6 protein-coding genes are annotated in these 11,821 nt (G+C 66.1%); all 6 read right to left on the bottom strand.

Annotation, left to right across the window (positions count from 1 at the left end):
* Nucleotides 1-78: 78 nt before the first annotated feature.
* Nucleotides 79-2,205, bottom strand: coding sequence for an elongation factor G (gene fusA / locus L3078_RS28030; protein WP_033528328.1), 2,127 nt, complete (start codon nucleotides 2,203-2,205; stop codon nucleotides 79-81).
* Nucleotides 2,206-2,244: 39 nt separating this feature from the next.
* The gene (gene rpsG / locus L3078_RS28025) at nucleotides 2,245-2,715 is read right to left on the bottom strand and encodes a 30S ribosomal protein S7 (protein ID WP_003992340.1); all 471 of its coding nucleotides are present in this window, start codon (nucleotides 2,713-2,715) and stop codon (nucleotides 2,245-2,247) included.
* A gap of 2 nt (nucleotides 2,716-2,717) precedes the next feature.
* A complete protein-coding gene (gene rpsL / locus L3078_RS28020) occupies nucleotides 2,718-3,089 on the bottom strand; it encodes a 30S ribosomal protein S12 (RefSeq protein WP_003948652.1) in 372 nt (123 codons plus the stop codon).
* 288 nt (nucleotides 3,090-3,377) lie between these two features.
* Entirely contained in the window at nucleotides 3,378-3,932 is a 555-nt protein-coding gene (locus L3078_RS28015; RefSeq protein WP_239756715.1) for a DUF1707 and DUF4190 domain-containing protein, read from the bottom strand.
* A gap of 199 nt (nucleotides 3,933-4,131) precedes the next feature.
* Entirely contained in the window at nucleotides 4,132-8,031 is a 3,900-nt protein-coding gene (locus tag L3078_RS28010; protein WP_239756714.1) for a DNA-directed RNA polymerase subunit beta', read from the bottom strand.
* 97 nt (nucleotides 8,032-8,128) lie between these two features.
* Nucleotides 8,129-11,614, bottom strand: coding sequence for a DNA-directed RNA polymerase subunit beta (gene rpoB, locus L3078_RS28005; RefSeq protein WP_239756713.1), 3,486 nt, complete (start codon nucleotides 11,612-11,614; stop codon nucleotides 8,129-8,131).
* Between the last annotated feature and the right edge of the window lie 207 nt (nucleotides 11,615-11,821).

The raw sequence follows: 11,821 nt of genomic DNA, 5'->3' as shown, positions 1-11,821 counted from the left end.
CGGGACATTCCCTCCGCCCTGCGGCGGAATGTCCCGTGAGGCTCCGGAGTCAAGCCTACGGCGTGTGAACGCGGTGCGTTACTCGCCCTTGGCCTTCGCGATGATCTCCTCGGCGACGTTCCGCGGAACCTCGGCGTAGGAGTCGAACTGCATCGAGTAGCTTGCGCGACCCGAGGTCTTGCTGCGGAGGTCTCCGACGTAGCCGAACATCTCCGAGAGGGGCACGAGGCCCTTCACGACGCGGGCACCGGCCCGCTCCTCCATGGCCTGGATCTGACCACGGCGGGAGTTGATGTCGCCGATGACCTCACCCATGTAGTCCTCGGGCGTGGTGACCTCGACGGCCATCATCGGCTCGAGCAGCACGGGGCTGGCCTTGCGCGCGGCCTCCTTGAAGGCCTGCGAACCGGCGATCTTGAACGCGAGTTCGGAGGAGTCGACCTCGTGGTAGCCACCGTCGATGAGCGTGACGCGGACGCCCGTCATCTCGTAGCCCGCGAGGATGCCGAACTGCATGGCCTCCTGCGCACCGGCGTCCACCGAAGGGATGTACTCCTTCGGGATGCGGCCACCGGTCACCTTGTTCACGAACTCGTACGAGGCGTCGCCGCCCTCGATCGGCTCGATCGCGATCTGCACCTTGGCGAACTGGCCGGTACCACCAGTCTGCTTCTTGTGCGTGTAGTCGACGCGCTCGACGGCCTTGCGGATCGTCTCGCGGTAGGCGACCTGCGGCTTGCCGACGTTGGCCTCGACCTTGAACTCACGGCGCATACGGTCGACCAGCACCTCGAGGTGCAGCTCGCCCATACCACCGATGATGGTCTGGCCGGTCTCCTCGTCCGAGTGGACCTGGAAGGAGGGGTCCTCCTCCGCGAGACGCTGGATGGCGACACCCAGCTTCTCCTGGTCACCCTTGGACTTGGGCTCGATGGCGACCTGGATGACCGGCGCCGGGAAGTCCATGGACTCCAGGATCACCGGCTGCTTGTCGTCGCACAGCGTCTCACCGGTCGTGGTCTGCTTCAGACCCATGACGGCGATGATGTCGCCGGCGCCCACCGACTCGATCTCCTCACGCTTGTTCGCGTGCATGCGGTAGATCTTGCCGATGCGCTCCTTCTTGCCCTTGACGGAGTTCAGCACGGCGGTGCCGGACTCCAGGCGGCCCGAGTAGACCCGGACGAAGGTGAGCTTGCCGAGGTGCGGGTCGCTCATGATCTTGAACGCCAGCGCGGACAGCGGCTCGTCGTCGGACGGCTTGCGCTTGACGACCAGCTCGGGGTCCTTCACGTCGTGGCCCTCGATGGCCTCGACGTCGAGCGGGGTCGGCAGGTAGCGCACGACCGCGTCGAGCAGGGGCTGGACGCCCTTGTTCTTGAACGCGGTGCCACAGAACACCGGGGTGACCGTGGTGTCGTTGGACTTGCCGGACGCGATGGTGATGCGACGGATCGCGGCGTACAGCTGCTCCTCGGTGGGCTCGACGCCCTCCAGGTACAGCTCCATGATCTCTTCGTCGTTCTCGGCGACGGCCTCGACGAGCTTGCCGCGGTACTCCTCGGCAGCCTCGGTGTGCGTGGCCGGGATGTCGACGACGTCGTACATCTCACCCTTGGCGGCCTCGGCGGACCAGACCAGGGCCTTCATCGTCACGAGGTCGACGACGCCCTTGAAGTCGGCCTCGGCGCCGATCGGGAGCTGCATGACGAGCGGCTGGGCGCCCAGGCGGTCCGAGATCATGTCCACGCAGCGGTGGAACTCGGCGCCGGTACGGTCCAGCTTGTTGACGAAGCAGATGCGGGGCACGCCGTAACGGTCGGCCTGACGCCACACCGTCTCGGACTGCGGCTCCACACCGGCGACGCCGTCGAACACCGTCACGGCGCCGTCGAGGACGCGGAGCGAACGCTCCACCTCGACGGTGAAGTCGACGTGACCCGGCGTGTCGATGATGTTGATGGTGTGGTCGACGCCCTCGAGCGGCCAGTGACAGGTGGTGGCAGCAGAGGTGATCGTGATGCCACGCTCCTGCTCCTGCTCCATCCAGTCCATGGTGGCGGCGCCGTCGTGGACCTCACCGATCTTGTACGAAACGCCGGTGTAGAACAGGATCCGCTCGGTGGTGGTCGTCTTGCCCGCGTCGATGTGGGCCATGATCCCGATGTTGCGGACCCTGGCCAGGTCAAGCGAAGTGGTAGCCATAAGGCTTCAGTCTTCTCTCGGTCTCGATGGGGTCTGCGACTACCAGCGGTAGTGCGCGAAGGCCTTGTTGGACTCGGCCATCTTGTGCGTGTCCTCGCGCTTCTTCACAGCGGCACCCAGGCCGTTGGAGGCGTCGAGAAGCTCGTTGAGCAGACGCTCGGTCATGGTCTTCTCGCGACGGGCGCGGGAGTAACCGACCAGCCAGCGCAGCGCGAGCGTGTTGGCACGACCGGGCTTGACCTCGATCGGAACCTGGTACGTCGCACCACCGACACGGCGGGACTTGACCTCGAGGGTCGGCTTGATGTTCTCCAGAGCGCGCTTCAGCGTGATGATCGGGTCGTTGCCCGTCTTCTCACGCAGGCCCTCCATGGCGCCGTAGACGATGCGCTCGGCGGTGGAGCGCTTGCCGTTCAGCAGCACCTTGTTGATAAGGGAGGTCACCAGAGGAGAACCGTAGACCGGGTCGATGATGACCGGGCGCTTCGGGGCGGGGCCCTTACGAGGCATTCTTACTTCTCCTTCTTGGCGCCGTAGCGGCTGCGGGCCTGCTTGCGGTTCTTGACACCCTGGGTGTCGAGGGAACCGCGGATGATCTTGTAGCGAACACCCGGCAGGTCCTTCACACGGCCACCACGCACGAGCACGATGGAGTGCTCCTGCAGGTTGTGTCCCTCACCCGGAATGTAAGCGGTGACCTCGATCCCGCTGGTCAGACGCACACGCGCGACCTTACGCAGGGCCGAGTTCGGCTTCTTCGGGGTGGTCGTGAACACACGCGTGCAGACGCCGCGACGCTGGGGCGAACCCTCGAGTGCGGGCGTCTTGTTCTTCTCGACCTTGTCCTGCCGGCCCTTACGGACCAGCTGCTGGATCGTAGGCACTACTTCTCCGGTTTCTGTGTGCCGAATGGTGAAGCTAACCCGGAACATTCGCCGACCCACGCGGTCGGGTGTGTCGAAACTGCTGAACTCCCGCCGCGAGGCAGAAAGGGCGCAGAGTACGGCGGCCGCTTACGGCTCCCCCTGTGCGGTTGAAGGCACGCACGAGAGCCAGGGCACACCCCAGGCACAAGGTCTGAGCGTACCTACCTCATTCGCTATGGTCAAAACAAATGGGCGGGCGGGGGTTTAAGGACGGGCGCATCCGCGCGGTCGAGCCCCCGCCCGGCCTCAGATCCCGCTGCTCGACGAGACTCCCGCGATCATAAAAAGCAGGAGGAAGAACGCCCAGCCCGCCACGGAGAGCCAGCCCAGGATGACGCCGGCGAGGGCGAAGCCCTCACCGCCCTCACCTGTGCGCTTGATCTCCGCACGGGCGGTGTGGCCCAGGATGACCGCCGGGATGCCGGTGAGCCCGAACGACATGGTCGTGAGCACACCGCAGACCATCGCGCCCACGGCCTTGCTGTTGGTGGGCGGGGGCAGCGCGGGCGCCGGCATGAACGTTCTCGGGACCATCGGCGTCATGGGCGCCATGGCGCTCGGCTGCATCGCTGAGGGCCCCTGAGGCAGGTCGGCGACCAGGAGAGCCAGCTCCCCCACCGTGCGCGCCTGATAGGCCCTCTCGACGCGCCTCTCGTACTCGTCCTGCGGAAGACGCCCCTCGGAGAAGCCCGCCTTCAGGACATCGACGGCACGCTCACGGTCGGCATGGGCGGCGAGCAGGGACGGGCTGCTGCCCTGCGCCTGCTGCCACGGCATCGGCTGCCACGACGGGTTCGACACGAGAAACCCTCCCCCGGACTGGTTGTCCCCCCATGATGCGACAACGCGCGCCGCACGGCATCGGTTCCCCGCACCACTTGTGTCCCGGTTCTGCCACACCGAACATCCGTACGCCCACGCCGGGCACCCCGACGGAACGCCGAAGGGCGGCCACCCGAAGGTGACCGCCCCTCAACTCAAGCGACTGACAACCGCTCGCCTACTGGTTGTACGGACCGTAGTCGTAGTCCTCCAGCGGGACGGCCTGGCCGGAGCCCGTGCCGAACGGCGAGTAGTCGATGTCGTCGTAGCCGACGGCCGAGTACATCGCGGCCTTGGCCTCCTCGGTCGGCTCCACCCGGATGTTGCGGTAACGGGACAGACCCGTACCGGCCGGGATGAGCTTACCGATGATGACGTTCTCCTTGAGGCCGATGAGGCTGTCGGACTTGGCGTTGATCGCCGCGTCCGTCAGGACTCGGGTCGTCTCCTGGAAGGAGGCGGCCGACAGCCAGGATTCCGTCGCCAGCGAGGCCTTGGTGATACCCATCAGCTGCGGACGACCGGAGGCCGGGTGACCGCCCTCCTGGACCACACGACGGTTCTCGGTCTCGAACTTCGAGCGCTCGACCAGCTCACCGGGCAGCAGCTCGGCGTCGCCGGACTCGATGATCGTCACACGGCGCAGCATCTGCCGGATGATGATCTCGATGTGCTTGTCGTGGATCGACACACCCTGCGAGTTGTAGACCTTCTGGACCTCGCCGACCAGGTGGACCTGGACGGCACGCTGACCCAGGATGCGCAGCACGTCGTGCGGGTTGGTGGCACCCACGGTGAGCTTCTGGCCCACCTCGACGTGCTCGCCCTCGCTCACCAGCAGACGGGCGCGCTTCGAGATCGGGAACGCCGTCTCGTCGCTGCCGTCGTCCGGCGTGATGACGATCTTCTTGGTCTTCTCCGTCTCCTCGATGCGGACGCGACCGGCCGCCTCGGAGATCGGCGCGACACCCTTGGGCGTACGGGCCTCGAAGAGCTCGACGACACGCGGCAGACCCTGCGTGATGTCGTCACCGGCCACACCACCGGTGTGGAAGGTACGCATCGTCAGCTGGGTACCGGGCTCACCGATGGACTGGGCGGCGATGATGCCGACCGCCTCACCGATGTCGACCAGCTTGCCGGTGGCCAGGGAGCGGCCGTAGCACATGGCACACGTACCGACCTTGGACTCACAGGTCAGGATCGAGCGGGTCTTGACCTCCTCGACACCGTGGTGAACGAGCTGGTCGATGAGCACGTCGCCCAGGTCCACGTTGGCCGGCGCGATCACCTTGCCGTCGATGACGACGTCCTCGGCGAGCATGCGGGCGTAGACGCTGGTCTCGACGTCCTCGGCCTTGCGCAGGACCCCGGTCTCGTCCTTCGAGGCGATCCGCAGCTTCAGACCGCGCTCGGTGCCGCAGTCCTCCTCGCGGATGATGACGTCCTGCGAGACGTCCACCAGACGACGGGTCAGGTAACCCGAGTCGGCGGTACGCAGGGCGGTGTCCGCCAGACCCTTACGGGCACCGTGCGTGGAGATGAAGTACTCCAGCACCGACAGACCCTCACGGAACGAGGCCTTGATGGGACGCGGGATGGTCTCGTTCTTCGCGTTCGACACCAGACCACGCATACCGGCGATCTGCCGCATCTGCATCATGTTTCCTCGGGCACCCGAGTCAACCATCATGAAGATGGGGTTCGTCTTGGGGAAGTTCGCGTTCATCGCCTCGGCGACCTCGTTGGTCGCCTTGGTCCAGATCGCGATGAGCTCCTGCGTGCGCTCTTCCTTGGTGATCAGACCGCGCTCGTACTGCTTCTGGACCTTCTCGTCCTGCGCCTCGTAGCCGCGGACGATCTCCTTCTTCGCCTCGGGAACGACGACGTCGGAGATGGCCACGGTGACACCGGAACGGGTCGCCCAGTAGAAGCCGGCCGCCTTCAGGTTGTCGAGCGTCGCCGCCACGATGACCTTGGGGTAGCGCTCGGCCAGGTCGTTGACGATCTCGGAGAGCTGCTTCTTGCCCACCGAGTAGTCGACGAACGGGTAGTCCTCGGGCAGCAGCTCGTTGAAGAGCGCACGGCCCAGCGTGGTCTTCAGCCGGAAGCTGTCACCCTGCTGCCACTCCGGCTCGCCCTCCTCGCGCTCCGGCGGGGTCCAGCCGCGCGGCGGGATGGTGCCCACCGGGAAGCGGATGTCCACCTGGGACTGCAGCGCCAGCTCGCCGGCGTCGAACGCCATGATCGCCTCGGCCGTGGAGGCGAACGAACGCCCCTCGCCCTTGGTGTCACGCAGTTCGCCGTCGGTGGTGAGGAAGAACAGACCGAGGACCATGTCCTGGGTCGGCATCGTCACCGGACGGCCGTCGGCGGGCTTGAGGATGTTGTTCGAGGACAGCATCAGGATGCGGGCCTCGGCCTGCGCCTCCGCGGAGAGCGGCAGGTGGACGGCCATCTGGTCACCGTCGAAGTCCGCGTTGAACGCGGTGCAGACGAGCGGGTGGATCTGGATGGCCTTGCCCTCGACCAGCTGCGGCTCGAAGGCCTGGATGCCGAGGCGGTGCAGGGTGGGAGCACGGTTCAGCAGCACCGGGTGCTCGGCGATGACCTCTTCGAGGACGTCGTACACGACGGTGCGGCCGCGCTCCACCATGCGCTTTGCGCTCTTGATGTTCTGCGCGTGGTTGAGGTCCACGAGCCGCTTCATCACGAACGGCTTGAAGAGCTCCAGCGCCATCGCCTTCGGCAGACCGCACTGGTGCAGCTTCAGCTGCGGACCGACGACGATCACGGAACGCGCGGAGTAGTCCACACGCTTGCCGAGCAGGTTCTGACGGAATCGACCCTGCTTGCCCTTCAGCATGTCGCTGAGGGACTTCAGCGGGCGGTTACCGGGACCGGTGACCGGGCGACCACGACGGCCGTTGTCGAACAGCGCGTCGACGGCCTCCTGGAGCATGCGCTTCTCGTTGTTGACGATGATCTCGGGCGCGCCGAGGTCGAGAAGCCGCTTCAGACGGTTGTTCCGGTTGATCACACGGCGGTACAGGTCGTTCAGGTCGGAGGTCGCGAAGCGGCCACCGTCCAGCTGCACCATCGGGCGGAGGTCCGGCGGGATGACCGGCACGCAGTCGAGCACCATGCCCTTGGGGCTGTTGCTGGTCTGCAGGAACGCGGAGACGACCTTGAGGCGCTTGAGCGCACGGGTCTTCTTCTGGCCCTTGCCGGTGCGGATGATCTCGCGGAGGCGCTCGGCCTCCTCGTCCAGGTCGAAGGACTCCAGGCGCTTCTGCAGCGCCGCGGCACCCATCGAACCGTCGAAGTACGTGCCGAAGCGGTCACGCAGCTCGCGGTAGAGGAGCTCGTCGCCCTCCAGGTCCTGGACCTTGAGGTTCTTGAACCGGGTCCACACCTCGTCGAGACGGTCGATCTCGCGCTGCGTACGGTCGCGCAGCTGCTTCATCTCCCGCTCGGCACCTTCGCGCACCTTGCGGCGCACGTCGGCCTTGGCGCCCTCGGCCTCCAGCTCGGCCAGGTCGGTCTCGAGCTTCTTGGCGCGGGCCTCCAGGTCGGCGTCCCGGCGGTTCTCGATCTGCTGCCGCTCGACGGAGACGTGCGCCTCCAGCGAGGGCAGGTCACGCGTACGGCGCTCCTCGTCGACGTACGTGATCATGTACGCCGCGAAGTAGATGACCTTCTCCAGGTCCTTCGGGGCGAGGTCGAGCAGGTAGCCCAGCCGCGACGGAACGCCCTTGAAGTACCAGATGTGGGTGACGGGAGCGGCCAGCTCGATGTGGCCCATCCGCTCACGGCGCACCTTGGCGCGCGTGACCTCGACGCCACAGCGCTCACAGATGATGCCCTTGAAGCGGACGCGCTTGTACTTGCCGCAGTAGCACTCCCAGTCCCGGGTCGGACCGAAGATCTTCTCGCAGAAGAGTCCGTCCTTTTCGGGCTTGAGCGTGCGGTAGTTGATCGTCTCGGGCTTCTTGACCTCGCCGTGGCTCCACTGACGGATGTCGTCAGCGGTTGCCAGACCGATCCGGAGCTCGTCGAAGAAGTTGACGTCGAGCACTATGCGTCAATCCCTCTCAGGGTTGTAAGTCATGGGGTCTGATACGGGGGTCCTGGGGCCGGACGGGCTCAGAAGGCTGAGCCCGTCCGAACTCCCGTCAGACCTCTTCGACGCTGCTCGGCTCGCGCCGGGACAGGTCGATGCCAAGCTCCTCCGCAGCGCGGAAGACGTCCTCGTCGGTGTCGCGCATCTCGATGGACATGCCGTCCGAGGACAGCACCTCCACGTTGAGGCACAGGGACTGCATCTCCTTGATGAGAACCTTGAAGGACTCGGGGATGCCGGGCTCGGGAATGTTCTCGCCCTTGACGATGGCCTCGTAGACCTTCACGCGGCCGGTGACGTCGTCGGACTTGATGGTCAGCAGCTCCTGGAGGGCGTACGCGGCGCCATAAGCCTCCAGCGCCCACACCTCCATCTCACCGAAGCGCTGGCCACCGAACTGGGCCTTACCACCCAGCGGCTGCTGGGTGATCATCGAGTACGGACCGGTCGACCGGGCGTGCAGCTTGTCGTCGACCAGGTGGTGGAGCTTCAGGATGTACATGTACCCGATCGAGATCGGGTCCGGGAACGGCTCACCGGAGCGGCCGTCGAACAGCCTCGCCTTACCGGTCGGCTGCACCATGCGCTCGCCGTCGCGGTTCGGGATGGTGTGCTGGAGCAGGCCGGCCAGCTCGTCCTCACGGGCACCGTCGAAGACCGGGGTCGCGACGTTGGTGCCGGGGGCGACGGAGTCGGCGCCGATGGCCTGCAGACGCTTCGCCCAGTCCTCGCCGAGGCCGGAGACGTCCCAGCCGCGGCTGGCGAGCCAGCCGAGGTGGATCTCCAGCACCTGTCCCGGGTTCATTCGGGACGGCACACCCAGCGGGTTGAGGATGATGTCGACCGGGGTGCCGTCCTCCAGGAACGGCATGTCCTCGATCGGCAGGATCTTGGAGATGACACCCTTGTTGCCGTGGCGGCCGGCGAGCTTGTCACCGTCCGTGATCTTGCGCTTCTGCGCCACGTAGACACGAACCAGCTGGTTCACGCCCGGCGGCAGCTCGTCGCCCTCCTCACGGTCGAAGACGCGGACGCCGATGACCTTGCCGATCTCGCCGTGCGGCACCTTCAGCGAGGTGTCACGGACCTCACGGGCCTTCTCACCGAAGATCGCGCGAAGCAGGCGCTCCTCGGGGGTCAGCTCGGTCTCACCCTTGGGCGTGACCTTGCCGACGAGGATGTCGCCGGCGACGACCTCGGCACCGATGCGGATGATGCCGCGCTCGTCGAGGTCGGCGAGGACCTCCTCGGAGACGTTCGGGATGTCCCGGGTGATCTCCTCGGGGCCGAGCTTGGTGTCACGGGCGTCGACCTCGTGCTCCTCGATGTGGATCGAGGAGAGGACGTCGTCCTGCACGAGGCGCTGCGACAGGATGATCGCGTCCTCGTAGTTGTGACCCTCCCACGGCATGAACGCCACGAGCAGGTTCTTGCCGAGGGCCATCTCGCCGTTCTCGGTGGCCGGACCGTCGGCCAGGACCTGGCCCTCGATGATCCGGTCGCCCTCGTTGACGATGACCTTCTGGTTGACCGAGGTGCCCTGGTTGGAGCGGGCGAACTTGGCCAGGCGGTACGTGATGTACGTGCCGTCGTCGTTGGTGGTGGTGATGTAGTCCGCGGAGACCTCCTGGACCACACCCGCCTTCTCGGCCTTGACCACGTCGCCGGCGTCGACGGCGGAGCGGTACTCCATGCCGGTGCCGACGAGCGGGGACTCGCTCTTGATGAGCGGCACGGCCTGACGCATCATGTTCGCGCCCATGAGGGCACGGTTGGCGTCGTCGTGCTCCAGGAAGGGGATCATGGCGGTCGCGACCGACACCATCTGGCGCGGCGAGACGTCCATGTAGTCGACGTCGTCACCGGGGACGTAGTCGACCTCGCCGCCACGGCGGCGGACCAGGACGCGGTTCTCGGTGAAGCGCATGCCCTCGTCGAGCGTGGCGTTGGCCTGCGCGATGACGAAGCGGTCCTCTTCGTCGGCCGTCAGGTAGTCGACCTCGTCGGTGACGACACCGTCGGTGACCCGGCGGTACGGCGTCTCCACGAAACCGAACGCGTTGACGCGGCCGTAGGAGGCGAGCGAACCGATCAGACCGATGTTCGGGCCTTCGGGCGTCTCGATCGGGCACATGCGGCCGTAGTGCGAGGGGTGCACGTCACGGACCTCGAAGCCGGCCCGCTCACGGGACAGACCACCGGGACCCAGCGCCGAGAGACGACGCTTGTGCGTCAGACCCGACAGCGGGTTGTTCTGGTCCATGAACTGCGACAGCTGGCTGGTGCCGAAGAACTCCTTGATGGAGGCGACGACCGGCCGGATGTTGATCAGGGTCTGGGGCGTGATCGCCTCGACGTCCTGGGTCGTCATGCGCTCGCGGACGACTCGCTCCATACGCGCCAGACCCGTACGGACCTGGTTCTGGATGAGCTCGCCGACGCTACGCAGACGACGGTTGCCGAAGTGGTCGATGTCGTCGGTCTCGACGACGATCGTCTGGCCGTTGTCCGCGGCCGTCTCGGTCTCGCCCGCGTGCAGCTTCACCAGGTACTTGATCGTCGAGATGACGTCCTCGACGGTCAGGACGCCCGCGTCGAGCGGCGCCTCCGCACCCAGCTTCTTGTTGACCTTGTAGCGGCCGACCTTCGCGAGGTCGTAGCGCTTGGGGTTGAAGTAGAGGTTCTCGAGCAGCGTCTGCGCGGCCTCACGCGTGGGGGGCTCGCCCGGACGCAGCTTGCGGTAGATGTCGAGCAGCGCGTCGTCCTGCCCCTGGGTGTGGTCCTTCTCCAGGGTGGCGCGCATGGACTCGTACTCGCCGAACTCCTCCAGGATCTGCTCGGTGGTCCAGCCGAGTGCCTTGAGGAGGACGGTCACGGACTGCTTGCGCTTGCGGTCGATACGCACACCGACCATGTCGCGCTTGTCGATCTCCATCTCCAGCCAGGCACCCCGGGACGGGATGATCTTGGCGGAGAAGATGTCCTTGTCGGAGGTCTTGTCGATGGAGGAGTCGAAGTAGACACCGGGCGAGCGGACCAGCTGCGACACGACGACACGCTCGGTGCCGTTGATCACGAAGGTGCCCTTGTGGGTCATGAGCGGGAAGTCGCCCATGAAGACCGTCTGGGACTTGATCTCGCCGGTCTCGTTGTTGGTGAACTCGGCGGTGACGAAGAGCGGGGCCGCGTACGTGAAGTCGCGGTCCTTGCACTCGTCGATGCTGTTCTTCGGCGGCTCGAAGCGGTGGTCGCGGAACGTCAGCGACATCGACCCGGAGAAGTCCTCGATCGGGGAGATCTCCTCGAAGATCTCCTCCAGACCGGACTTGGTGGGGACGTCCTGTCCGTTCTCCAGGGCCTCCTCGACCCGACTCTGCCAGGCGGTGTTCCCGAGCAGCCAGTCAAAGCTCTCGGTCTGCAGCGCGAGCAGGTTGGGAACCTCGAGAGGCTCCTTGATCTTTGCAAAAGAGATGCGCAGCGGGGCGGTGCTGGCGCCGTTGTTCGTATTCGCGGTCGAGGCGTTGCGCGAGGCGGCCAAGAGGGGGTCCTTCCGAGGGCTCGGACTCACTACGCGCGTACCGGCCCCCTCGACCGGGCGCGGAGATGGAAAGCCCCAGTTGAGGGACGTTCAATCGTCGGTGCTCGAGCGAGGGCATGCCCCTGGTGACGGGCAGGAGGCAGCTAACAGGCAGCGCAAAGGGTCAGTGTAGCCAGTTGGCCCACTGATGTCCAGTGCGGGTTTACG

Source organism: Streptomyces deccanensis, assembly GCF_022385335.1.
Classification (GTDB): Bacteria; Actinomycetota; Actinomycetes; order Streptomycetales; family Streptomycetaceae; genus Streptomyces; species Streptomyces deccanensis.
Note: the sequence above shows the minus strand (reverse complement) of the source record. Positions and strands in the feature narration are given on the sequence as shown.